The organism is Micromonospora sp. DT227, assembly GCF_049841835.1.
Lineage (GTDB): Bacteria > Actinomycetota > Actinomycetes > Mycobacteriales > Micromonosporaceae > Micromonospora.
The window spans coordinates 234,787-258,623 of the sequence record NZ_JBNCLA010000009.1; the positions used below are offsets into that span (position 1 = coordinate 234,787).

The window sequence follows — 23,837 nt, forward strand, 5'->3', positions numbered from 1 at the left end:
CTGAAGTGACCGCTGTCAGTCTCGGTATGCCCCCCGTACCGCCGCCGCCGCTGGCCCCGCGCCGGGCCAGCCGCCAGATCATGGTCGGTTCGGTGCCGGTCGGTGGTGGCGCACCGGTGTCGGTGCAGTCCATGACCACCACCCTCACCGCCGACGTCAACGCCACGCTCCAGCAGATCGCCGAGCTGACCGCGTCCGGCTGCCAGATCGTCCGGGTCGCGGTGCCGTCGCAGGACGACGTGGAGGCGCTGCCGGCGATCGCGCGCAAGTCGCAGATCCCGGTGATCGCCGACATCCACTTCCAGCCGAAGTACGTCTTCGCCGCGATCGACGCGGGCTGCGCCGCGGTGCGGGTGAACCCGGGCAACATCCGGCAGTTCGACGACAAGGTCAAGGAGATCGCCAAGGCGGCCGGTGACGCGGGCACGCCGATCCGGATCGGCGTGAACGCCGGTTCGCTGGACAAGCGCCTGCTGGCCAAGTACGGCAGGGCCACCGCCGAGGCGCTCGTCGAGTCGGCGCTCTGGGAGTGCTCGCTGTTCGAGGAGCACGGTTTCCGGGACATCAAGATCTCGGTGAAGCACAACGACCCGGTGGTGATGATCCGCGCCTACCGGCTGCTCGCCGAGAAGTGCGACTATCCGCTGCACCTGGGCGTCACCGAGGCCGGCCCGGCGTTCCAGGGCACCATCAAGTCGGCGGTGGCGTTCGGCGCGCTGCTGGCCGAGGGCATCGGCGACACGATCCGGGTCTCGCTCTCCGCCCCGCCGGTGGAGGAGATCAAGGTCGGCGCCGCGATCCTGGAGTCGCTGGGCCTGCGCGAGCGCGGCCTGGAGATCGTCTCCTGCCCGTCCTGCGGCCGGGCCCAGGTCGACGTCTACAAGCTGGCCGAGGAGGTCACCGCCGGCCTGGAAGGGCTGCCGGTGCCGCTGCGCGTCGCGGTCATGGGCTGCGTGGTGAACGGTCCGGGCGAGGCCCGCGAGGCCGACCTGGGCGTCGCCTCCGGCAACGGCAAGGGCCAGATCTTCGTCAAGGGCAAGGTCGTCAAGACCGTGCCGGAGGCGCAGATCGTGGAGACGCTGATCGAGGAGGCGCTGCGGATCGCCGACGAGATGGGCGCCGAGATCCCCGAGGAACTGCGCGAGTTGGTGCCCGGCGGCGCCACGGTCACGGTCCACTGACCCACCTGTCCGCGTCGCGTCGTGCGGCCGTCCCCTGACGGGGCCGGCCGCACGCGCGTCTCACCCCCACCCCGGTATCCCCGCTGATTCACGGAAAGCGTGGCCATGGCGGGCAGAATGACCACGCTTTCCGTGAATCCGGCGGGGTGAGGGGGAGGGGGAGGGAGGGCAGGAGGGGGTTACTCGGGGTCGGCGAGGATGGCGTAGAGCTTGCGGCGGGTCTCGTCGAGCACCTGGGCGGCGCGGGCGCGTTGGTCGTCCGTGCCGGTGGTCATCACCTGCCGCAGCGCGTTCATGGCCTGGGTCCCCGCGTCGCGGATGTCGTGCCAGCTGTTGACGGTCTGCTCGGCGAACTCCGCCCAGGGCGGGGCCTCCGCCGCCTGGGCGGCCTCGGCCTGCCCCTGCTCGGTGAGGGCGAACCGCTTGCGCCCGCCGTCGGAGTCGGGGGCGGTGGCGATGACGCCCTCGTCCTCCAGTAGTTGCAGCGTGGGGTAGATCGACCCGGGGCTGGGCCGCCAGGCCCCGCCGGTGCGGGCGTCGATCTCCTGGATCATCTCGTAGCCGTGCATCGGCCGCTCGGTGAGCAGGGCCAGCACGGCGCCGCGCACGTTCGGCCGCCGGCCGCGACCCCGGCCGCCCCGGCCGCGCCCGTGGCCGTGCGGCCCGTGCGGCCCGGGTGGGAACGGCGGCGGACCCGGGGGTACGGGCGGGAAGCCGAAGCCGCCGTGCCGGTGCATCTCGTCGTGCATGGTGTGGACGTGTCGACGGAAACCCATCGGACTCTCCTTCGCTGGGACTATCACTGATGCATCAACGATATATCGGCAACGCATCGTCGACAAGACGTGATGGGGGTGGGTGAGTGCCCGGTCGGCCCACCGGCTCCCGGCTGCGTCTGGCAGGCTGGTAACCGTGCTCACGATGCCGGTACGCCAACTGGGGGAGTCGGAGCGCCGTTCGGTCGAGCGGCTGCTCGACCTCGACCCCTACGCCGGCGCGCAGGTCGCCGAGCGGGTCGCGGCGCGGGGCCTGGCCTGGTGGCGGGCCGAGGCGCGGATCCTCGGCTACGGCTCCCGGCGCAATCTGGAGTCGATCTGCTGGCTGGGCGGCAACCTGACCCCGGTGCTCGCGTCCGAGTCGGCGGTGGCCGCGTTCGCCGAGCAGTTGGGCGAGGAGGAGCGGCTCTGCTCCTCGATCGTGGGTCGCGCCGACGCGGTGCTCGGCCTCTGGGACCGCCTCTCCGCGCAGTGGGGGCCGGCCCGGGACGTACGCCCGAACCAGCCGTTGCTGGCCACGGACGTGCCGCCGCCGGTGGCGCCCGACCCGCACGTGCGTCGGGTGCGGGTCGGTGAGGTGGACCGGCTCTTCCCGGCGGCGGTGGCGATGTACACCGAGGAGGTCGGCGTCTCGCCGCTGGCCGAGGACGGCGGGCGCGGCTACCGGCGGCGGGTGACCGAGCTGGTGCGCGCCGGCCGGGCCTACGCCCGGTTCGTCGACGGCCGGGTGGTCTTCAAGGCCGAGCTGGCGGTGGTGACCCGACGCACCGCGCAGGTGCAGGGGGTCTGGGTGGCGCCCGAGTGGCGTGGCCGGGGCATCGCGGTCGCCGCGATGGCCGCGGTGGTCCGCGACGCGCTGGCCCGGGTCGCGCCCACGGTCAGTCTCTACGTCAACGACTTCAACCAACCGGCCCGGCGCGTCTACGAGCGGTGCGGCTTCCGCCCGGTCGGCACGCTCGCCACCGTGCTGTTCTGAGGATCACCCCGCCTCGCCTTGCCCCGAACCGGACACCCGGCGCTATGCTGGTCATGTTTTTGTACTGACCAGTCAGTCTAGAAGGGCGCCATGGTAATCGTCGAGGCCAGCGGATTGGGCCTACGGACCCGTCGGGGCTGGGTCTACCGGGACGTCGACCTCACCGCGGCCCGCGGTGAGCTGCACGCGGTCACCGGCCCGCCCGGCAGCGGTCGCACGTCGCTGCTGCTCGCGCTCGCCGGGCGCTTCCCGCACAGCCACGGCGAGCTGCGCCGCCGCGGCCCGGCCGCGCTCGGCCAGGTGGCCGGCGTGCACGAGCCCGACCCGACGCTCACCGTCGCCGAGCACATCACCGAACGGCTGCTGCTGCTCGGGCCGGTGCCGCGCCGCCGCCGGCAGCTCGTCCCGGTGGCCGCGTCACGGGCCCGCCGCGCCTACCGCCGCGACGCCCACGCCACCGCCATCACCGGCGCCGGCTTCACCGACGCCCCGCTCGACCCGGACCGGTACGGCCGCGACCTCACCCCGGTCGACCGGCAGGTGCTCGGGCTGGTGCTGGCCAGCCTCGGCGGCCCCAGCCTGATCGTCGCCGACGACGTGGACGCCGGCGCCGACCGGGGCGAACGGGAGTGGATCTGGGCCGCGCTGGAACGCCTCGCCGACCAGGGGTACGCGGTGGTCGCCAGCGCCCGGGCCGTCGAGCCCGGCGTCGCCGCCACCGTGCACCGCATCGGCGACCCCGCCCTGCCCACCCCCGCCCTCGCCGGTCCCGTCCCGACCGCTCCCGTCCCGACCGGCTCCGACGTGACCGCCGAGGTGACCGCATGAGCGTGCTGCGACTGGCCCTGTTCGAGCTGCGCCGGATGACCCGGGGCCGGCTGCCGCGCGCCGCGCTCGCCGTGCTCACCGTGGTCCCGCTGCTCTACGGCGCGCTCTACCTCTACGCGTTCTGGGACCCGTACGGGAACCTCGACCGGATCCCGGTCGCGTTGGTCAACGCCGACCGGCCGGCGAAGGCGGCCGACGGCAGCGAGGTGCACGCCGGCCGGGACCTCGCCGACGAACTGATCGACCGCAAGGTCTTCGGCTGGACCGTCACCGACCAGGCCGACGCCACGAAGGGCCTCCGCGACGGCCGCTACCACCTGGTCTTCTCCATCCCGGCCGAGTTCTCGGCCACGCTCGCGGCCAGCCCCGAGCCGGACCGGCCGGCCCGGCAGGGCGAGCTGAAGGTGGTCAACGACGACGCCACCAACTACCTCTCCGGGCTGCTCGCCCGCTCGGCGTTCAGCGAGATCCGGGCCGCCGCCGCGGAGAGCACCGCCGCCTCGTACTTCGACAAGATGCTGATCGGCTTCACCGACGCCAAGGCCGAGACCGGCCGCGCCGCCGACGGCGCCGGGAAGATCTCCGACGGGCTCGACGCCTCCCAGCGGGGCGCCGGGCAGCTCGCCGACGGGCTCGGTGACGCCGAGAACGGCGCCGGGCAGCTCGCCGGCGGGCTGAACACGTCCGTCCAGGGCGCCGACAAGCTGGCCAAGGGGCTCGACCAGTTGCAGACCGGCGCCGCCCAGCTCGCCGACGGCGCCGGCCGGGCCGCCACCGAGACGAAGGCCGCCGCCGCCACCGTCGACGCCGCCGCGGACAGGTACGAGCCGGTGCTGCGCCGCAACGCCGACAAGATCCAGCAGGCGGCCACCGCGGTCGCCACCGGCGCGCAGCAGCTCGCCGCCGGCCTGGACGCGCTGCCCGCCAAGGCCGACGAGGTGGTCAGGCTGGCGCAGGAGATCTCCGACCGGCTCGACGCGGTCGCGAAGGAACACCCCGAGCTGGCCGACGACCCGAACCTCGCCGCCGCCCGCACGGCCGCCGACCGGGCCGTCACCCAGGCCGAGGCACTGGCGTCCGCCGTGGACAAATCCGACCTGGCCGCGCTGAAGAAGCAGATGACCGAGGTCGCGAAGACCGCCCGGGAGGTGGCCGCCGCCGCGCCGCACCTGGCCGACGACGTCGCCGCCGCCCGGGCCAAGGTCGACAAGCTGGCCAGCGGGCTCGGCACGCTGGCCCAGGGCAGCGCCAAGCTCCGCGACGGGCTCGGTGACGCGTCCACCGGCGCCGACCAGTTGCGCGGCGGGCTCTACCAACTGTCCACCGGCGCCCGCGCGCTCGACGGCGGCCTGGCCCGGCTCGGCACCGGCAGCACCTCGCTCGTCGACGGGCTGACCAAGCTGGAGGGCGGCGCCGGCGACCTCGCCGACGGGCTCGCCGCCGGGGAGAAGAAACTGCCCGGGTACGACGACGCGGCCAGTCGCGCCGACGTGCTCGGCGATCCGGTCGGCCTGATCCGCGACTCGCAGCACCCGGCCGGCTCGTACGGCGTGGGCTTCGCCCCGTACTTCCTGGCGCTGGCGCTCTGGGTCGGCGCGATGATCACCTACATGCTGTTGCGGCCGGTCAACCGGCGCCACGTGATGTCCGGCGCGCCCGGCTGGCGGGTGGTGCTCGCCGGCTGGCTGCCCGCCGCCGCGATCGGCCTGGCCCAGGTCGCCGTGCTCTACACCGTGGTGACGCTGGCGCTCGGGCTGCACCCGACGCACGGCGCGGCGACGTTCGGGCTGCTCGCGCTCACCTCGCTGGCGTTCACCGCGATCATGCAACTGCTCGGCGTGGCGCTCGGTCCGGCCGGCCGGCTGGCCGCGCTGGCGCTGCTGATGCTCCAGCTCACCTCGTCCGGCGGCACCTACCCGGTGCAGACCTCGCCCGGCTTCTTCCAGGCCATCCACCCCTGGCTGCCGATGACGTACGTGGTGAGCGGCCTGCGGCACACCGTGAACGGCGGGCCGGCCGGCCCGGTGGTCACCGCCGCGTCGGTGCTGCTCGCGTTCGGGCTGGGCGCACTGGCGCTCAGCGTCGGCGCAGCGCGCCGCTCCCGCCGGCTCACCCCGGCCAAGCTGCACCCCGAACTGACCATGTGAGGATGGGCCGGTGACGGACGGACGGACCCGCCGGCGGGAGGACACCCGCCAACGACTCTTCGTGGCCGCGGTGGACCTGATCGCCGAGCAGGGCTTCTCGGCGACCACTGTGGACGACATCGCGGCCCGCGCCGGGGTGGCGAAGGGGACCGTCTACTACAACTTCGAGTCCAAGACGGTCCTCTTCGAGGAGCTGCTGCGACACGGCATCGGCCTGCTCACCGCCGAGTTCCGGGCCGCCGTCGACGGGCTGCCGCCGCGCGAGGCGCTCGCCGCGCTGGTCCGCGCCGAGCTGGACTACATCCGCCGCTACCGGGCCTTCGCCCAACTGCTGCTCTCCGAGATGTGGCGCACCAACCGGGAGTGGCAGCAGACGCTGCGGCTGCTGCGCGGCGAGGCGATCGAGGTGATCGCCGAGACGGTCCGGGCCGGGGTGGACAGCGGCGACCTCCCGGCCGACCTGGACGTGCGTACCGCCAGCTCGGCGCTGTTCGGCGTCGGGCTGGTGGTGGCCGTGGACTGGCTGGTGTTCCAGCCCGAGCGGCCGATCGGCGACGTGCAGGAGGCGCTGCTCGGCATCGTCCGCCGGGTCGCCCGGACCTGACCGGAACGCGGTAATTCGGTTGAACCACGCCGGTCCGGCGGGAAGGCTGGGTGCACCGCCCCCACCCGTCCGAGTCCGGAGGACCGTCCTATGCGCCTGCTCCGAGACCTCTGGGCCACCGCACCCCGGCGGATGGCGGCCGTGCTGCTGCTGATCGTGCTGGGCGCCGGTGGCCAGGCCGCCGCCTCCGCGCTGGCCGGGCCGGTGCTCGTGCACCGCTCGTCCGGCTGGTTCGTCGCGCTGGCCGTGGCGCTGGTCGCCGCCGTCGTCACCGACCTGCTGATCGGGCTGATCATGGCCCGGCTCACCGCCGACTGGTCCGCCGACGTGCGTCGCCGGCTCTGCCGGGTCGCGCTCGGGCAGGAGCTGCCCGCCCTGGAGACCACGCCGGTCGGCGAGCTGCTCGACCGGATCGACAACGACGTCTACCAGGTCGCCGCCGAGATGCGGAACACCGGCGTACGGCTGGCGCAGGGCATCGCCGTCTGTGTGCTCGCCACCGTCAGCGCGCTCGTCGTCTGGTGGCCGGCCGGCGTGGGGATGGTGCTGCTCACCACGCTGCTCGCGGTCGTGCTGCGCCGGCCCACCGCCCGCATCGCCCCGGCCCGGATGGCCGAGGAGGAGGCCTGGTCCGACCTCGCGGCCGTGATGGAGGAGGCGGTGCACGGGCAGGACGACGTGCGCACCAGCCTGGCCCGGCCGTACGTGATGCGGCTCTACGCCCGCCGCGCGGCCGAGGTGATCGCCCGCTGCGGCCGGGTGTTCCGGCTCTCCGCCCGGGTCACCTCGGTGGCCGCCGGTGGCGTCCGGGCCGGCATCGCCGGTGTGGTGCTGGCCGGCGCGTGGGCGCTGTCGACCGGGCGGGTCGACGCCGCCCGGCTCACCGCCGTCTGGCTGCTCGCCATCGCGTTCGGCGCCACCGTCGAGCACATCGCCCGTTGGGTGCCGCACCTGCAACAGGCGTTCGGCGCGTGGGCCCGGGTGCAGTTGCTGGCCGGCGCGCGGCAGGAGCCGGTTGGCGGGGCCGCCCCGGCCGACGGCGACCTGAGCGTGCGCGGGCTCACCTTCCGCTACCCGGCCGTCGGGGAGGAGCGCGGCCCGGCGCTGCGCGACGTGCGGCTCGACTTCGTCCGTGGCCGCTCGTACGCGCTGGTCGGGCGCACCGGCTCGGGCAAGTCGACGCTGGCCAAGGTGCTCACCCGGGCCGTGGAGGTGCCCCGCGGCACCGTCTTCCTGGGCGACACCGACCTGGTCGACCTGGACGTCGAGGAACTGCGCCGGTGGATCGCCGTGGTGCCCCAGCGCACCGAGATCCTCGCCGGCACGCTCGCCGAGAACGTCGCGCTGCACGACCCGGAGCTGCTCGACGCCGCCGAGCGGGCGCTGGCCGAGCTGGGCCTGGCCGGCTGGATCGCCGAGCTGCCCGACGGCGTGCACACCCGGCTCGGCGAGGGCGGCCACGTGCTCTCCGCCGGCCAGGAGCAACTCGTCGCGTTCGCCCGCATCCTGGTCCGGGACCCGCACGTGGTGATCCTCGACGAGGCCACCGCGCGACTCGACCCGGTCACCGAGAACCGGGTCCGTGAGGCCACCGAGCGGTTGCTCACCGACCGGATCGGCATCGTCATCGCGCACCGGCTCTCCTCGGTGCGTCGCTGCGACGAGGTGGTGGTGATGGCCGACGGCGCGGTGCTGGAGGCCGGCCCGATGCGTGAGTCCGCCCGCTTCGCCGAGCTGCTCGCCACCAGCCACGCCGGGGCGTACGCGGGCACCGGCGCGCGGCGCGGCGGCGTGGAACTGCTCGACGCGCCCGGCTGGGCCGACGAGGCGGCCCCGGTCGTCGCGCCGGCCCCCGCGCCGCGTCGCGCCGGGATGCCGCGCGCCGAACCGCCGCCGGCGCCACCCGCGCCGCCCGCGCGGACCATGCGGGAGATCCTCCGGCTGGGCTTCAACGATCCCCGGTACGGCCTGGCCGCGATCGGCCTGTTCATCGTGCTGACGCTGCTCGGGCTGGACGGTTCGGTGCTGCCCTGGCTCTGGGCCGAGCTGGTCGCCGGCGGCGACCCGTGGCTGCCGGCGCTCGGCATCGCCGCCGCGCTGCTGCTGGTGCTGCCGCTGCCCTACCTCACCAACCTGTGGTTCCCGCAGTGGTGGATCCGGCAGATGCTGCGGATCAGCGCCCGGTTGGTGCACGGGCAGACCGGCGCGCGCCGGGTCAGCGGGCACACCCCGGCCGAGGTGGTCGCGCAGGGCGGCGACACGGACCGGGTGGTGCAGCTCGCCGACAACCTGATGGACCAGTTCATCTCGCTGGCCATCGTGCTCACCATGACGCTGGTGACCGGCAGTTTCGTGCCGGCGCTGTTCTTCGTCGGCACGATGGTGGTCTCCGGGCTGGCGGCGACGCTGTTCGGGCCGCGGCTGGAACGCACCGCCGCCGGCACCGTCGCCGCCCGCGCCGCGTTCGCCACCGCGCTGGTCTCCGCGCTCTCCGCCGCCCGCACGGTGAAGCTGGCCGGCGCCACCCGGCCGGTGCTGACCCACCTGGCCGGGCTGGACGCGGTGCGCAGCGAGCGGCAGCGCCGGGAGATCGCCATGCAGGTGTGGGCCCGCTCCACCCCGGCGGTCGTCAGCGGGCTGCTGCCGATCGGGGCCTGGGCGCTCTACCTGACCGGCGGGCTCTCCGCCGGCGCCACCCTGGTCGCGGTCTCCACGCTGGGCGCGGCCCGCTGGTTCGCGTGGACCACCGCGGCGCTCGTCTCGCAGTACCCGTCGGCGCGGGTGTGGACGCGGCGGACCGTGGCGATGACCGGGCTGAGCACCTACTCGGCGCCGGTGCCCGGGCTGGACCTGGTCGCCGGCACCGCGCCCGCGCCGGAGCCGCCGCCCCGGCACCCGCTGCGCCGGCTGGAGCTGGCCGGCTTCGGCGCGCTGCACTCCGACGGCACGCTCGCCGTCCGCGACGTCGACCTGGTGGTCGAACGCGGGCAGTTGGTGCTGGTGGTCGGCCCGGTCGGCGCCGGCAAGTCGTCGCTGCTGCGCGCGCTCGCCGGGATCGTGCACCACGTCGGCGCGTTGCGCTGGAACGGCGAACCGGTCACCGAGCCGGAGCTGTTCCTGCGCCCCAACCAGGTCGGCTACGTGGGCCAGCTACCCCGGGTGCTCTCCGGCACGGTGGCCGAGAACATCGCGCTCGGCCACCCGGTCGACGCCGCGAGCGCGGTGTCGACCGCCCAGCTCGACCACGACCTGGCCGCCGCCGGTGGCGGGCTCGGGCTGCTCATCGGGCACAAGGGGACCCGGCTCTCCGGCGGTCAGCTCCAGCGGCTGGCGCTGGCCCGGGCGCTCGCCCCGCGTACCGAACTGCTCGTCGCCGACGACGTGTCGTCGGCGCTGGACGTCACCACGGAGCTGGCGCTCTGGGCGGCGTTGCGCGAGCACGGGGTGACCGTGGTCGGCTCGACCGCCAAGCGGGCCGCGCTGGTCCGCGCGGACCACGTGGTGGTGCTTGTCGACGGCGTGGTCGCCGACCAGGGCGCGTGGTCCGACCTGGAACCCCGCTGGAACCACCTGGCCGGCTGACCGCCGGGCCCCGACCCGCCCGGGTCGGGGCCCGACCCGGTCAGAACGCGCGGGCGTACTGGTCCGGCCAGGCCGGGGTGGCGCCCAGCTTGGCGGCGGCGCGGCGCGGCCAGTACGGGTCGCGCAGCAGTTCCCGGCCCAGCAGCACCAGGTCGGCCTCGCCGCCGGCCACGATCTGCTCGGCCTGCTCGGGCTCGACGATCAGGCCCACCGCGCCGGTCGGCACGCCCGCCTCGCGGCGGATCCGGGCGGCCAGCGGCACCTGGTAGCCGGGGCCGACCGGGATCGACGCTTTCGCCGCCGCCCCGCCGGAGGACGCGTCGACCAGGTCCACGCCGGCGGCGGCCAGCTCACCGGCGAGCACCACGCTGTCCTCGATCGTCCAGCCGCCGTCGGTCCAGTCGGTGGCGGAGATCCGGGTCAGCACCGGCACCGCCTCGCCGACCGCGGCGCGGACCGCGCGCGCCACCTCCAGGGTGAGCCGCATCCGGCCGGCCCGGTCCCCGCCGTAGCCGTCGGTGCGCCGGTTGGTCAGCGGGGACAGGAACTCGTGCAGCAGGTAGCCGTGCGCCGCGTGGATCTCCACCGCGGCGAAGCCGGCGTCCACCGCCCGCCCGGCGGCGACCGCGAACGCGTCCACCACGGCCGCGACGCCGGCCTCGTCGAGCGCGACCGGGGTGCGGTAGTCGCTGACGAACGGGTCGACGCCCGGGCCGACCGGCGTCCAGCCGCCCTCGGTGTCCGGCACGCCGCCGCGCCGCTCCGCCCACGGCCGGTACGTCGACGCCTTGAACCCGGCGTGCGCGAGCTGCACGGCCGGCACCGCGCCCTGGCCGGCGACGAACGCGGTGACCGGCCGCCACGCGTCGACGTGCGCGCCGGACCAGAGCCCGACGTCCTGCGGGCTGATCCGCCCCTCCGGCACCACCGCGGTCGCCTCGGTGAGCACCAGCCCGGCCCCGCCGACCGCGCGGGAACCGAGGTGGACGCGGTGCCAGTCGGTGGGCAGCCCGTCGGGCCCGGCACTGTACTGGCACATCGGCGCCAGCGCGATCCGGTTGGGCAGCGTGACGCCGCGCAGGGCGAGCGGGGTGAACAGGGCGCTCATGCGGTTCTCCTCCGGTCAGGGCTTCGTGGTGCGTTTCCTACCGTGTGTCAGGCGGGTACGGGGGCGAGCCGCTCGTTCTCCCGCTCGGCGGGCTCGACCGGCTCGATCAGGTCGCGCTTGCCGGCCGAGTCGTACGCGGCCCGGTCGAGCGTGCCCTCGCGGGCGGCCACGATGGTCGGCACCACGGCCTGTCCGGCCACGTTCGTCGCGGTCCGCATCATGTCCAGGATCGGGTCGATGGCCAGCAGCAGCCCGGCGCCGGCCAGCGGCAGGCCCAGCGTGCTCAGGGTCAGCGTGAGCATCACGATCGCGCCGGTCAGGCCGGCGGTGGCGGCCGAGCCGACCACCGACACGAACGCGATCAGCAGGTAGTCGGTGACGCCCAGGTCCACGCCGAACACCTGCGCCACGAAGATCGCGGCGAGCGCCGGGTAGATCGCGGCGCAGCCGTCCATCTTCGTGGTGGCGCCGAACGGCACCGCGAAGGAGGCGTACTCGCGGGGGACGCCGAGGCGCTCCACCGAACGCTGGGTCACCGGCATGGTGCCCACCGAGGAACGGGACACGAAGGCCAGCTCGATGGCGGGCCAGGCGCCGGCGAAGAAGCGCAGCGGGTTGAGCCGGCCGGCGGCGACCAGCAGCACCGGGTAGACCACGAACATCACCAGCGCGCAGCCGACGTAGACGGCGGTGGTGAACTTGGCGAGCGGGGCGAGCAGGTCCCAGCCGTACGAGGCGACGGCGTTGCCGATCAGGCCCAGGGTGCCGATCGGGGCGAGCCGGATGACCCACCACAGCGCCTTCTGCACGATCGCCAGGACCGAGCGGTTGAGCTGCACGAACGGCTCGGCGGGCTCGCCGACCAGCAGCGCGGCGGCGCCCACCACCAGGGCGAGGAAGACGATCTGGAGCACGTTGCCCTCGACGAACGCGCCGACCGGGTTGGTGGGCACGATGCCGGTGAGGAAGTCGATCCAGGAGCCGGTGGTCTTCGGCGCGTTGGCGCCGGCCGGGTCCAGGTTCACGCCGCGGCCGGGGTCGGTGAGCAGGCCCAGGCCGATGCCGATGCTCACCGCGATCAGCGCGGTGATGCCGAACCAGAGCAGCGTCTTGAGCGCCAGCCGGGCGGCGTTGGCCACGCCGCGCAGGCTGACCACGCTGACCACGATGGCGGTGAAGACCAGTGGCGGCACGGCCAGCTTGAGGAGCTGGACGAAGAGGCCGCCGACGGTGTCGAGCGTGCTGGTCAGCCAGGCGAGGTCGTTGGCGCGGGCGAGGAAGCCCAGCGCCACGCCGAGCACGAGGCCGAGCAGGATCTGCACGGAAAAGGGGATCTTGCGCAGGGCGGAAGCCATGAGGACGGTCCAAGGTCTGGAGAGGGAAGGGCGGGCGTCGGGGGAGCGGAGCTACGCCGGACAGACGCCGCTGGCCTGCCGTCGGAGGTCGACGTACAGGCGCTCGGTGAGGCACCAGACATTGGTCATCGCCGAACCACGCTACTCCCGCACCCGCCCCGCCGGAAGGACCGTTCCCCGTGACGCCCCTTACAACCGGCGTTTGGGGAAGGAGGGGCCCCCTTTTAACACCTCGGTGTTAAGCGGGGCCCCCTCCTCTACCGAATGCGTTAAGCGGGGCCCCCTCCTTACCAGCAGCACGGCGGTGCCCAGCCCCCACCCGGCGGCCACCGTCAGCAGCAGCCGCTCCAACACGCCGACCAGCGCGCCCCGGCCGACCAGCAGCATGGCCAGCCCCACCGCGCCGGCCAGCGGCAGCGCCAGCGCCGCGCCGACCGCGGCGACCCGCCGCAGCGCCGCGCCCGCGCCGGGGCAGCACACCAGCGCCAGCATCGCGAAGACCACCGCCGCGGTGGCCGCGATGCTGGCCCCGCCGTGCACCAGGTCGGCCACCGTGGCGGCCTCGAACGGCGGCAGCGGGCAGCCGGCGCTGCACGTCACCGTGCCGGAGAGCACCGTGGCGACCGCGCCGACGCCGAGCAGCACGGACGCCGCCCGCGCCACCGCCGGCAGCGCGCCGGCGAGCAGCAGCAGCGCCGCCGCCAGCGTGACGATCCCCATCCGGTACGCCCCGGCGTACCCGCTGTCGGCGACCCCGGCCTCGCTGACGTACCCGGTCGGGCCGGGGCCCGGACCGGCGATGACGGCGACCGTCACCGCGACCGCCCCGGCCAGCACGCAGGCGGCGGCCCCGGCGGCGGCGACCCGGCGCGACGCGCGCTCAGCCACGCCCGTGCGGCGTGGTCCAGCCGGCCAGGTCCGGACCGAGCGGCACGATCCGGGTCGGGTTGATCATGTCGTGGGTGGCGTAGTAGTGCCGCTTGATGTGGTCGAAGTCCACCGTCTCGCCGAAGCCCGGCGTCTGGAACAGGTCCCGCGCGTACGCCCACAGCACCGGCATCTCGGTGAGCTTCTGCCGGTTGCACTTGAAGTGCCCGTGGTACGCCACGTCGAAGCGCACAAGCGTGGTGAACAGCCGCACGTCCGCCTCGGTGATCGCGTCCCCCATCAGGTAGCGCCGCCCGGCCAGCCGCTCGCCCAGCGCGTCCAGCCGGGCGAACAGCGCGGTGTACGCCTCGTCGTACGCCGCCTGCGAGGTGGCGAAACCGCACCGGTACACGCCGTTGTTGACGTCGGAGTGGATCTCCGCCATCAGCGCGTCCAGTTCCGGCCGCAGCGCGACCGGGTAGAGGTCCGGCGCGTCCGGCGCGTGGAACCGCCGCCACTCGGTGGAGAAGTCGAGCGTGAGCTGCGGATAGTCGTTGGTGACCACGCGCCCGGTCAGCGTGTCGACGAGCGCCGGCACGGTCACCCGGCCGGTGTAGTCACCGTCGGTGGCCAGGTACGCCTCGGAGAGGAAGCCGACGCCCAGCACCGGGTCGAAGCCGTCCGGGTCCAGCGCGAACCGCCAGCCCCGCTCGTCCCGGATCGGGTCCACGGTGCCCAGCGAGATCACCTCGTCCAGGCCGAGCAGGCCGCGCACGATCCGGGCCCGGTGCGCCCACGGGCAGGCCCGGCACCAGATCAGCCGGTACCGGCCCGGCTCCAGCGGCCAGCGGCCCTGCTCGTCCGGCCCGCCGCCGGCCGGCGAGGTGGAGTGCGGGGTGACCCGCCCGGTGAACCGGTTGGGTTGGCGGACGAACGAACCGCCGCCACTGGTCTCTGCGCTGAACTGGGCCCCGGCCATGCCGCCAACCTATCCGCTCCCGGCGCGGATATCCTGGCGCCGTGGCACCCGGCGCGACCCGCCGGGCCGCCGTCGACCGACCCCTTCCCACCCCCGAAGGACGTGCGCGCGATGACCGTGGCCTACCTCGTTGCCGGAGTCCGCACCCCGATCGGCCGGTACGCCGGCGCCCTCGCCGGGGTCCGCCCTGACGACCTCGCCGCGCACGTGATCCGCGAGCTGGTGGCGCGGCACCCGTCGGTCGACTGGGCCCGCACCGACGACGTGATCCTCGGCTGCGCCAACCAGGCCGGCGAGGACAACCGCAACGTGGCCCGGATGGCCGCGCTGCTCGGTGGCCTGCCGGCGGAGGTGCCGGGCAGCACCGTCAACCGGCTCTGCGGCTCCGGCCTGGACGCGCTCGCCTCCGCCGCCCGCGCCATCGTCGCCGGGGACGCCGACCTGGTGGTGGCCGGCGGCGTGGAGAGCATGAGCCGCGCGCCGTTCGTGATGCCGAAGGCGACCACGCCGTTCTCCCGCACCGCCGAGGTCTACGACACCACTATCGGCTGGCGGCTGGTCAACCCGCTGATGGAGCGCGGCTGGGGCATCGACTCGATGCCGGAGACGGCGGAGAACGTGGCCGCCGAGTTCGGCGTGGACCGCGCCGCGCAGGATGCGTTCGCGTACCGCTCGCAGCAGCGGGCCGCCAAGGCGCAGGCCGACGGCCGGCTGGCCGAGGAGATCGTCGGCGTCACCGTGCCGGCCGGCAAGCGGGAGACGAAGCTGGTCGAGGTCGACGAGCACCCCCGGGAGACCACGCCGGAGAAGCTGGCCGCGCTGCCCACCCCGTTCCGCGCGGGCGGCACGGTGACCGCCGGCAACTCCTCCGGCGTCAACGACGGCGCGGTGGCGCTGCTGGTCGCCTCCGCGGCCGCCGTCGAGCGCCACGGCCTCACCCCGCTGGCCCGGGTACGCGGCGCCGCGGCGGCCGGCGTCCCGCCACGGATCATGGGGATCGGGCCGGTCCCGGCGACCCGGAAGCTGCTCGACCGCCAGGGCCTCACGCTGGCCGACGTCGACGTGATCGAGCTGAACGAGGCGTTCGCCGCGCAGTCCGTGGCGGTGCTGCGGGAGCTGGGCCTGCCGGAGGACGCCGAGCACGTCAACCCGAACGGCGGGGCCATCGCGCTGGGCCACCCGCTCGGCGCCAGTGGCGCCCGGCTGGCGTTGACCGCCGCGCTGGAACTGCGCCGCCGGGGTGGTCGGCGGGCGCTCGCCACCATGTGCGTCGGCGTCGGGCAGGGCATCTCGCTGCTGCTGGAGTCGGCCGGCTGAGCCCGGACGGCGGCATCGCGAGAAGTGGATCTCCCGTTGCCGGTCCGGCGCGCATAGAGTGGGCTGGACCACATGATCCGCCCCACCGGGCGGGTGACGACCGGGGAGATCGCACGATGCAGACGTCGGACGGACCTCCCGCCGGGATCGACCTGAGCCGGCCCAGCGCCGCCCGGGTCTACGACTACTTCCTCGGCGGGGCGCACAACTTCGAGATCGACCGGCAGCTCGCCGAGCAGATCGCGGCCATGACGCCGAACCTGGCGGCCACCATGCGTTCCGGGCGGGAGTTCCTGCGCCGGGCGGTGCGGGTGCTGCTCGACGCCGGCATCGACCAGTTCCTCGACATCGGCTCCGGCATCCCCACCGTCGGCAACGTGCACGAGGTCGCCCAGGCCGCGAACCCCGAGGCCCGGATCGTCTACGTCGACATCGACCCGGTGGCGGTGGCGCACAGCCACGAGCTGCTGGCCGGCAACGACCGGGCCACCGCGCTCCTGGCCGACCTGCGCGAGCCGAAGCTGATCCTGGACCAGGCCCGGGCCGGCGGCCTGATCGACTTCGACCGGCCGCTGGGCATCCTGCTCGCCGGCGTGGTGCACTTCGTGCCGGACGCCGACCGCCCGGCCGACATCCTGGCCACCCTGCGGGCCGCCGCCGCGCCGGGCAGTTTCCTGGTCGTCTCGCACTCCACGTTCGAGGACCAGCCGCAGGAGATGCTTGACGCGCAGCGGCTGTCGGCGCGTACCGCCACCGAGATCACGCTCCGCTCGCGGGCCGAGATCACCGGCTTCTTCGGTGACTGGACGATCCTCGAACCGGGTGTGGTGCACATGCCGCTCTGGCGGCCCGACTCCCCCTCGGACGTGGACGAGCACCCGGAACGTTTCGGGGCGTTCGGCGGCGTCGCCCGGTACGACCGCGCTGCCGGGTGAGCCGACGTGCCGGCCCCGGAGCCCGTCGGGGATGACGTCAGCCGCCCCGGCGCCACGGCGTACGCCGCCGAGTGGGCCCGGGCGGTGCGGCGCATCGGTTTCGTGCCGCTGAGCGCGGCCGAGACCGAGCGCCTGCTGGTGTCGCTCACCGAGCGGCTGGCCCGCGCGTTGCGGGCGCCCACCTTCTCCGCCCGGCCGGCGGAGGAGGTGGGGCGGGCCCTGGTGGAGGCGCACCTGACCGAGCCCGGCGTGCTCGACTGGTCGGTGCAGGCGCTCGGCGACCGGTTCCTGCCCTGGGTGCTGCCGGCCCGCGAGGATCTGCCCGAGCTGCGGGAACGGATCGCCTCGTTGCAGGGCGCGGTCGCCGCCGGGTTCAGCCGGGCGCTGCGGGACCGGGTGTTCAGCCAGCAGGAACGGATCGCCCGCTCCGCCTGGCAGGCCCGGGACGCCGTCGAGCAGGCGTTGCGGGACAGCGAGGCGCGGTTCCGGGCGGTCTTCACCGGCGCCGCCATCGGCATCGGCATCGCCGGTGTGGACGGGCACATCATCGAGGTCAACCAGTCCTTCGCGGACATGCTCGGCTACACGGTCGCGGAGATGCGGCAGATGAACGTGTCCGCGCTGGCCCACGCCGACGACGCGGCCGGCATGTGGGAGCTCTACCAGGAGCTGGTCGAGGGCAAGCGGGACAGCGCCCGGGTGGAGAAGCGCTACTACCGCAAGGACGGCAGCGTGGTCTGGACCGACCTGGCCGTGTCGCTGATCCGGTACGACGACGGCCGGCCGCGGTTCACCGTCGCCATGATCGAGGACATCACCCAGCGGTACGAGTTGCAGCAGCGGCTGCGTTTCCAGGCGCTGCACGACCCGCTGACCGGCCTGCCCAACCGGACGCTGTTCTTCGAGACGCTCGGTGGCGTCTTCGCCGCGGCCGGGCCCGAGCAGCGCGTCGGGCTCTGCTTCATCGACCTGGACGGGTTCAAGGCGGTCAACGACAGCCTCGGCCACGACCTCGGTGACCAACTGCTCCAGGTGATCGCCCGACGGCTCAGCGACTGCGTGGCCGGCCGTGGGCACCTGGTGGCCCGGATGGGCGGCGACGAGTTCGTCATCCTGGTCGACTCCGGCGGCGGTCTCGACGACGCGGTGGAGGTGGCCGAGCTGGCGCTCGCCGCGGTCTCCGCCCCGGTGCACGTCGCCGACCAGCAGCTCGCCGTCTCGGCCAGCATCGGCATCGTGGACTGCCCGGCGGCGGAGACCAGCGCCGGTGAGCTGATGAAGGCCGCCGACACCACGCTCTACTGGGCCAAGGCCGAGGGGCGGGGCCGCTGGGCGGTGTACGACCCGGAGCGCAGCGCCGCCGACATCGCCCGGTCGGCGCTGGCCGCCAACCTGCCCGCCGCGCTGGACCGGGGCGAGTTCGTGCTGCACTACCAGCCGATCGTGTCGCTGTTGGACGGCTCCATGGTGGCGGTGGAGGCGCTGGTCCGCTGGCAGCACCCGGAGCTGGGGCTGCTCGGGCCGGACCGCTTCATCGGCCTGGCCGAGGAGACCGGCCTGATCGTCCGGCTCGGCGCCTGGGTGCTGCGCCAGGCCTGCCGGGACGCCGAGTCGTGGCGGCGCGACTTCGGCGAGTCGACGCCGGTGGTCAGCGTCAACCTGGCCGCCCGGCAGGCCGACGACCCGGCCATCGTGGAGACCGTGGCGGAGGCGTTGCAGCACACCGGCCTCCCCGCCGAGCTGCTCCAGCTCGAACTGACCGAGAGCGCGGTGATGGGCAGCGCGGGTGAGCCGCTGCGGGCACTGCACCAGCTCGCCGACCTCGGGTTGCGGTTGGCCATCGACGACTTCGGCACCGGCTACTCGAACCTGGCGTACCTGCGCCGGCTGCCGATCCACTGCGTGAAGCTGGCCGGCCCGTTCGTCGAGGGCATCCGCGGTGACGGCGCGGTCGCCGACCACCGCGACGAGCGGATCGTCGACGCGCTGGTCCGGTTGGCGCACGCGTTGGAGCTGTCGGTGACGGCCGAGGCGGTGGAGACCGAGGTGCAGGCCGAGCGGCTGCGGGCGTTGCGCTGCGACACCGGCCAGGGCCGCTGGTTCGGCGCCCCGATGCCCGCCGACGCCATCCGCACCCGCCTGGCGGCTTAAGGAAGGGCCCCCGCTTAACGCCTCCGGTAGAGGAGGGGCCCCCGCTTAACATCTCGGTTTACGCACCGCCCGCGCAGAGAAGAGAGAACTCGTGAGTCTGACCGATTCGCAGGCCGTGGTGTCGGTGGTCGCCGCGCTGGCGATCCTGGCCGGGTTGGCCGGCGTGGTGGTGCCCGGCCTGCCGGCGCTGCCGCTGTGCTGGGGCGGTGTGCTGGTGTGGGCGCTGTTCGGCGACGCCGGTCCGGGCCGCTGGGCGGTGCTCGCCGCCGCGACCGTGGTCGCCGCCGGTGGCACCGTGGTCAAGTACCTCTGGCCGGGGCGGAACCTGAAGCGCACCGGTGTGCCGACCCGGTCGCTGCTGGCCGGCGCGCTGCTCGGCGTGGTCGGGTTCTTCGTCATCCCGGTGGTCGGGCTGCCGATCGGCTTCATCGCCGGGATCTGGGGCGCGGAGCTGCTGCGGCTGGGCAGCAACCGGCTGGCCTGGCCGGCCACCGTGCAGGCGCTCAAGGCGGCCGGCCTGTCCATGCTCGTCGAGTTCATGGCGGGCATGGTGATCGCCGCGCTCTGGGTGGCGGGCCTGCTGTTCGCCTGAGGCACGACACCCGCCACCGCGCGGCGGTCCTGGTCGGGGTCGGGGGCGAAGCGTTCGTCACCGGCGCGAAGCGGTGAGTGATCCCGCCCGGGCGGTGACCAGGTCGGTGCGACGACGGTGCCTGCGGTAGAGCTGCCGGAACACGCCGTCCGGGAAGGTCGGATGCCAGGGCTTCACCGGGCCGGCGAAGTGGATGACGGACGCGTCCGTGATGCTCCCGCCGACTGTCGGGTCGAGCCGCCACGCCATCATGTGGTTCCAGCGCTTGGGGAGCCGGGTCCACCGGCCGTAGACCGCGTGGTTGAGCGCGTCCTGGTCCGGGAAACGCGCCTCGTGGGCGTGGCGGGCGATGTAGTCGAGCGCCGCGGCGGTGATCTCGAGTTCCCGCCACCGTGGCACGTCGATGAGCAGCACCCCGGAGTTCAGGTACGGCGCCTGGGCGTCGAGGTCCCGGTAGCCGTAGATGCCGGGCAGGCCGCCGTTGTCGATGAGGCGGCGGGTGAACGCGTCCCGGACCGCGCCGACCGGCGTGTCGCCCAGGTCGACGTCGCGCAACGGCGCCAGGGAGCCGGTGCAGAGCACGTCGGAGTCGAGGTAGAGCAGCCGGTCGACGCCCGGGGGCAGGGCGTGCGGGATCAGCAGCCGCAGGTACATGGCGGCGGAGAGGTAGCTCAGGTGGGGCTCGCGGGATCCGGGCAGGCGGATCGGTGGGGGGTCCACGGTCAGGAAGGTGACGGTGGCGTGCCGGGCCGCCCGGGTCAGCGAGGCCCGGGCCGGCTCGGTGACGTCGTCGTCGGCGGCGAGCCAGAAACGCAGCGGTTCGGTCGGCATCTGGGCGGCGATGGTGGACATCACGACCGCCGCGTGCGGGGCGTAGGTGGCATCGAAGGCCAGTGCGCAGTCCAGGATTACCTCCTCGGTCGGGTGAACACCTGTCAATTTACAACGTTGCATACGAGTCGACAACCAGAGCCCCTGCGCCGATTCGGGGGACGCGGTCGGTAGGGAGCGGCGGCGCGGGCGTCCGGGGTACGGCGAGAGGCCGTACTTCAGTGAGAGAGAGGTGGACGCCGCGCGCCGCCGCAGACCGGGCGTTGCCGAGCGCCCGGTGCCGGCCCGTCGGGTCGGGCCTGGTCACAGCTCCAAGGATGCCCCGGGCCGGGAGCCGGGACAACGCATTTAACCGGTACGCGTATTGACCACCTTGATCGGCGGGAGCAGACTGCGAGCACTCGCCCGAGGAGGTGTGCAGTGGCCACGACGCCCGCGCCGACCGCCGAGCAGCCGATGGACGACGACGCCCGACGACTCGCCGAACTCGGCTACAAACAGGAGCTGCGCCGCAAGTGGAGCGGCTTCTCCAACTTCGCCATCTCGTTCTCGATCATCTCGATCCTGGCCGGCTGCTTCACCACGTTCGGCCAGGCGTGGAACAACGGCGGCCCGGTGGCCGTGTCCTGGGGCTGGCCGCTGATCTCGATGTTCATCCTGGTCATCGGGTTCTGCCTGGCCGAGCTGGTCTCCGCCTACCCGACCGCGGGCGGGATCTACTGGTGGGCGGCGACCATGGGTCGGCCGGTGCACGGCTGGTTCACCGGCTGGCTCAACCTGATCGGGCTGGTCGCGGTCACCGCCTCGGTCGACTACGGCTGCGCCACGTTCCTCAACCTGACGCTGTCGGCGCTCGTCGACGGCTGGGCCGGCACCGGCCACCAGACGTTCGGGCTGTTCGTGGTGATCCTCGCGCTGCACGGCCTGATCAACATCTACGGGCACCGCATCATCGACGTACTCCAGAACGTCTCGGTCTGGTGGCACGTGGCCGGCGCGGCCGTGGTGGTGCTGATCCTGGTCCTGGTCCCGGACGACCACCAGAGCTTCCAGTTCGTGTTCACCGAGCGGTTCAACAACTCCGGCTTCGGCGACGGGGACACCGGCGGGCTGACGTTCTGGTTCTACGTGCTGCCGCTGGGCTTCCTGCTCACGCAGTACACGATCACCGGCTTCGACGCCTGCGCGCACGTCTCCGAGGAGACCCGGGGCGCGTCCAAGGCCGCCGCGCAGGGACTGTGGCGGTCGATCTTCTACTCCGCCGTCGGCGGCTGGATCCTGCTGCTCGCGTTCCTGTTCGCCGCCACCGACGTGGACGCGATCAACGACGCGGGCGGCTTCTCCGGGGCGATCTTCGAGACGGCGCTGACCCCGTTCTTCTTCAAGGTGGTCATCATCATCTCCACCATCGGGCAGTTCTTCTGCGGGATGAGCTGCGTGACCTCGATGTCGCGGATGGCGTACGCGTTCAGCCGGGACCGGGCGGTGCCGGGCTGGCGGCTCTGGTCAAAGGTCAACCGCAACGGCACGCCGGTCAACGCCATCATCGGCGCCACGCTGGCCGGGCTGGTGCTCACGCTGCCCGCGCTGTATCAGCGCGGCGGCATCCCGGTCGCGTTCTACGCGGTGGTGTCGGTGGCGGTGATCGGGCTCTACCTGTCGTTCATCATCCCGATCTTCCTGCGGCTGCGGATGGGGGACCGGTTCGTCCCCGGCCCGTGGACGCTCGGCCGCCGTTACCGGCTGCTCGGCTGGATCGCGGTGGTGGAGATCGCCGTCATCTCGGTCTACTTCGTGCTGCCGATCGTCCCGGCCGGCGTGCCGGGTCATCCCGACTTCTCCTGGACGGCGGTGAACTACGCGCCGCTGGCGGTGGGCGGGGTGCTGCTCGGCGTCGCGATCTGGTGGTACGCCTCGGCCCGCACCTGGTTCACCGGCCCCCGCCGAACCGTCGACCAGCCCACCCCCGACACCCCCACCCCACCCACCTGACCTCGCCCCGCCCCGCCCCGCCCCGCCCTCGCCTCGCCTCTCCCGTCGATCTTGGAGTTGTGGCACCTCCGAAAACGCCATAAAAGCGGCATAGTCAGGCACCGCAAGTCCAAGATCGACGGGGAAGTGGGCGGTGTGATCAGGGGGCGTGGTGGAAGCGGTTGACCAGGGTGATGAATGAGCGCCACGACGACGGGGTGACGTGGAGGGTGCCGCCGTCGCGGTCCTTCGTGTCACGCACCAGCACCACACCCGGCAGGTTGGCCGCCACCTCCACGCAGTCCGTGTTGCCGCTGCGGGTCGCCTTGTGCCAGGTCGCGTCGCTCAGATCCATGACGTCACCACCTCTTTCAGGAGTTCGAGCGACTGCCGGCGGGGCAATGCTTCGCTCCGGATCATCTCCCACCGCGACAGAAGAGTAGCCACGTCGGCATCGCCGTCGATCACACTCGTGGTGAGCTGACACTCCAGGCTGGCGACCCAGCCACCCTCCTCACCTCGCGCCAGGGTGAACGGACCGGACATCCCGATGTGCAGCCCGACGTGCAGCGGAAGTACGTGGATGCTGATGTGGGGACGCTCCGCACACGCCACCAGGTGCTCGATCTGCTGGGACAGCAGGCCCCGGAAGCTCTCGTCGTGTCGGTGCAACACGCCTTCGTCGAACACGACCACGAGTTGCGGCGGATTCTCCTGTCGCAGCACGTCCTGGCGATCCATCCGCGCCGTCACCCGACGATCCACCTCGGTGTCGGTGAGCAGTCCGTCGCACCGAATGACTGCGCGGGCGTAGTTCTCGGTCTGCAACAGGGCCGGGATGAGCGTCGGATGGAAACACCGAAGCTGTCGGGCGCTGCGCTCCGCGTCCAGCCACGGCCTGAGCCACGACGGCAGACCGTCCCGCTCGGCAATCTTGAGCAGGGCGATCAGCAGCCCGCCGGAGTTCAGGACGTCGTCGGCGCGGGCCAGGAAGAGGCGATCGTAGGGACGGCCGCCGGTCTCGACGGCCGACACCATCGATGCGGAGTAGTGCACCAGTCTGCCGAACTCCTCCTGACTGAGGCCGGCCGCGTTCCGCAGCCGGCGGATCTGTGCCCGGATCAGCTCCGCTGTTGGCTCTGCCACAGTTCCTCCACAGATCTGACCTGAGATGCACTCGACATCCGCTGACCGGGCCGAGCCCGCACAGGTGCGTCGCGACCAGGCTCGATGCCTTCCGACCGTAGCGGTGTGCTCAGCAGACTGTCACGCAGGCGGATCCGCTCGCCGCAGACGGGCGCGGGCGGGTTCCAGCCCGGGGCCGCCCGGTCCCGACGATGCGCCGGGCGGCCCCCTCCACACGAACCACCAGGAGGCCGATGGTGACGGGTCGCCGACGGGTGCCGCACGTGCCGATGCGTCCGCTGTGGCGGTGCCGCAACTGCGGCGCGGAGTGGCCCTGCCAGCCGGCTCGGCTGTCGCTGCTCGTCGAGTACCGGGGTGACCGCGTCGGGCTGCTGTTCCACCTGGGCGGCTTGATGGCCGAGGCGCACGAACACCTCGCCCGGCTGAACCCGGACCATGTGCCGGACCTGCACCGCCGCTTCCTGGGCTGGGCGCGGGCGCGTGGCTGACGC

General features: G+C 73.5%; 20 protein-coding genes. 12 read left to right on the forward strand and 8 right to left on the reverse strand.

The annotated features are described in order from the left end of the window. The first annotated feature begins 5 nt into the window (after positions 1 to 5). Positions 6 to 1,181 (forward strand): flavodoxin-dependent (E)-4-hydroxy-3-methylbut-2-enyl-diphosphate synthase, encoded by a 1,176-nt coding sequence (gene ispG, locus ACLQ2W_RS27200; protein ID WP_396775144.1) that lies wholly within the window; start codon positions 6 to 8, stop codon positions 1,179 to 1,181. A 179-nt stretch (positions 1,182 to 1,360) separates the two neighbouring features. On the opposite strand, the gene ACLQ2W_RS27205 is transcribed toward ispG, so the two are convergent. Further along, a complete protein-coding gene (locus tag ACLQ2W_RS27205; RefSeq protein WP_425789846.1) occupies positions 1,361 to 1,957 on the reverse strand; it encodes a PadR family transcriptional regulator in 597 nt (198 codons plus the stop codon). A gap of 136 nt (positions 1,958 to 2,093) precedes the next feature. Between ACLQ2W_RS27205 and ACLQ2W_RS27210 the strand changes: the two genes are divergently transcribed. The 5 genes from ACLQ2W_RS27210 (at position 2,094) to ACLQ2W_RS27230 (ending at position 10,094) form a co-directional block, all read left to right on the forward strand. Next, positions 2,094 to 2,933: a GNAT family N-acetyltransferase gene (locus ACLQ2W_RS27210; protein WP_425789848.1), complete on the forward strand. Its 840-nt coding sequence runs from the start codon at positions 2,094 to 2,096 to the stop codon at positions 2,931 to 2,933. 90 nt (positions 2,934 to 3,023) lie between these two features. Next, complete coding sequence (locus tag ACLQ2W_RS27215) at positions 3,024 to 3,761, forward strand: ATP-binding cassette domain-containing protein (protein ID WP_425789850.1); 738 nt, start codon at positions 3,024 to 3,026, stop codon at positions 3,759 to 3,761. Further along, positions 3,758 to 5,908, forward strand: a complete 2,151-nt coding sequence (locus tag ACLQ2W_RS27220) for a YhgE/Pip family protein (protein WP_425789852.1) — start codon at positions 3,758 to 3,760, stop codon at positions 5,906 to 5,908. Before ACLQ2W_RS27215 ends, ACLQ2W_RS27220 begins: the two co-directional genes overlap by 4 nt. A gap of 10 nt (positions 5,909 to 5,918) precedes the next feature. After that, entirely contained in the window at positions 5,919 to 6,512 is a 594-nt protein-coding gene (locus ACLQ2W_RS27225; protein ID WP_107155991.1) for a TetR/AcrR family transcriptional regulator, read from the forward strand. Between the two features lie 90 nt (positions 6,513 to 6,602). Next, positions 6,603 to 10,094, forward strand: a complete 3,492-nt coding sequence (locus tag ACLQ2W_RS27230; protein WP_425789854.1) for an ATP-binding cassette domain-containing protein — start codon at positions 6,603 to 6,605, stop codon at positions 10,092 to 10,094. 40 nt (positions 10,095 to 10,134) lie between these two features. Here ACLQ2W_RS27230 and ACLQ2W_RS27235 read toward each other — a convergent pair whose 3' ends face one another. The 4 genes from ACLQ2W_RS27235 to ACLQ2W_RS27250 form a co-directional block, all read right to left on the reverse strand. Next, positions 10,135 to 11,202, reverse strand: coding sequence for an NADH:flavin oxidoreductase/NADH oxidase (locus ACLQ2W_RS27235; RefSeq protein WP_425789856.1), 1,068 nt, complete (start codon positions 11,200 to 11,202; stop codon positions 10,135 to 10,137). Between the two features lie 47 nt (positions 11,203 to 11,249). Further along, positions 11,250 to 12,545: a dicarboxylate/amino acid:cation symporter gene (locus ACLQ2W_RS27240; RefSeq protein ID WP_405094160.1), complete on the reverse strand. Its 1,296-nt coding sequence runs from the start codon at positions 12,543 to 12,545 to the stop codon at positions 11,250 to 11,252. A 201-nt stretch (positions 12,546 to 12,746) separates the two neighbouring features. Beyond that, on the reverse strand, positions 12,747 to 13,445 hold the full coding sequence (locus ACLQ2W_RS27245) for a DUF998 domain-containing protein (RefSeq protein WP_425789858.1): 699 nt from the start codon (positions 13,443 to 13,445) through the stop codon (positions 12,747 to 12,749). Next, positions 13,438 to 14,403, reverse strand: coding sequence for a glutathione S-transferase family protein (locus ACLQ2W_RS27250; RefSeq protein ID WP_425789860.1), 966 nt, complete (start codon positions 14,401 to 14,403; stop codon positions 13,438 to 13,440). The genes ACLQ2W_RS27245 and ACLQ2W_RS27250 overlap by 8 nt, the downstream gene beginning before the upstream one ends. A 111-nt stretch (positions 14,404 to 14,514) precedes the next feature. On the opposite strand from ACLQ2W_RS27250, the gene pcaF reads away from it, so the two are divergent. The 4 genes from pcaF to ACLQ2W_RS27270 all read left to right on the forward strand — a co-directional run bounded on the left by pcaF (position 14,515) and on the right by ACLQ2W_RS27270 (position 19,398). Further along, the gene (gene pcaF, locus ACLQ2W_RS27255; RefSeq protein WP_425789862.1) at positions 14,515 to 15,720 is read left to right on the forward strand and encodes a 3-oxoadipyl-CoA thiolase; all 1,206 of its coding nucleotides are present in this window, start codon (positions 14,515 to 14,517) and stop codon (positions 15,718 to 15,720) included. Between the two features lie 116 nt (positions 15,721 to 15,836). Then, positions 15,837 to 16,655 carry an SAM-dependent methyltransferase gene (locus tag ACLQ2W_RS27260; RefSeq protein ID WP_281935601.1) on the forward strand — a complete coding sequence of 273 codons (819 nt, stop codon included), beginning with the start codon at positions 15,837 to 15,839 and terminating at the stop codon, positions 16,653 to 16,655. Positions 16,656 to 16,661: 6 nt separating this feature from the next. Next, the gene (locus ACLQ2W_RS27265) at positions 16,662 to 18,806 is read left to right on the forward strand and encodes a putative bifunctional diguanylate cyclase/phosphodiesterase (RefSeq protein WP_425789864.1); all 2,145 of its coding nucleotides are present in this window, start codon (positions 16,662 to 16,664) and stop codon (positions 18,804 to 18,806) included. Between the two features lie 91 nt (positions 18,807 to 18,897). Then, complete coding sequence (locus tag ACLQ2W_RS27270; protein WP_107156000.1) at positions 18,898 to 19,398, forward strand: DUF456 domain-containing protein; 501 nt, start codon at positions 18,898 to 18,900, stop codon at positions 19,396 to 19,398. Between the two features lie 57 nt (positions 19,399 to 19,455). Here the strand turns inward: ACLQ2W_RS27270 and ACLQ2W_RS27275 are convergent, their stop codons facing one another. After that, positions 19,456 to 20,337 carry a glycosyltransferase family 8 protein gene (locus ACLQ2W_RS27275; protein ID WP_425789867.1) on the reverse strand — a complete coding sequence of 294 codons (882 nt, stop codon included), beginning with the start codon at positions 20,335 to 20,337 and terminating at the stop codon, positions 19,456 to 19,458. A gap of 312 nt (positions 20,338 to 20,649) precedes the next feature. Between ACLQ2W_RS27275 and ACLQ2W_RS27280 the strand changes: the two genes are divergently transcribed. Then, entirely contained in the window at positions 20,650 to 22,221 is a 1,572-nt protein-coding gene (locus ACLQ2W_RS27280; RefSeq protein ID WP_425789869.1) for an amino acid permease, read from the forward strand. 139 nt (positions 22,222 to 22,360) lie between these two features. Here the strand turns inward: ACLQ2W_RS27280 and ACLQ2W_RS27285 are convergent, their stop codons facing one another. Together ACLQ2W_RS27285 and ACLQ2W_RS27290 are read right to left on the reverse strand one after the other, a co-directional pair. Continuing rightward, complete coding sequence (locus tag ACLQ2W_RS27285) at positions 22,361 to 22,555, reverse strand: DUF397 domain-containing protein (protein ID WP_425789871.1); 195 nt, start codon at positions 22,553 to 22,555, stop codon at positions 22,361 to 22,363. Continuing rightward, positions 22,546 to 23,346 (reverse strand): helix-turn-helix domain-containing protein, encoded by an 801-nt coding sequence (locus ACLQ2W_RS27290; RefSeq protein ID WP_425789873.1) that lies wholly within the window; start codon positions 23,344 to 23,346, stop codon positions 22,546 to 22,548. Before ACLQ2W_RS27290 ends, ACLQ2W_RS27285 begins: the two co-directional genes overlap by 10 nt. A gap of 236 nt (positions 23,347 to 23,582) precedes the next feature. Between ACLQ2W_RS27290 and ACLQ2W_RS27295 the strand changes: the two genes are divergently transcribed. Continuing rightward, a complete protein-coding gene (locus tag ACLQ2W_RS27295; RefSeq protein WP_425789875.1) occupies positions 23,583 to 23,834 on the forward strand; it encodes a flavin reductase in 252 nt (83 codons plus the stop codon). Positions 23,835 to 23,837: the final 3 nt, after the last annotated feature.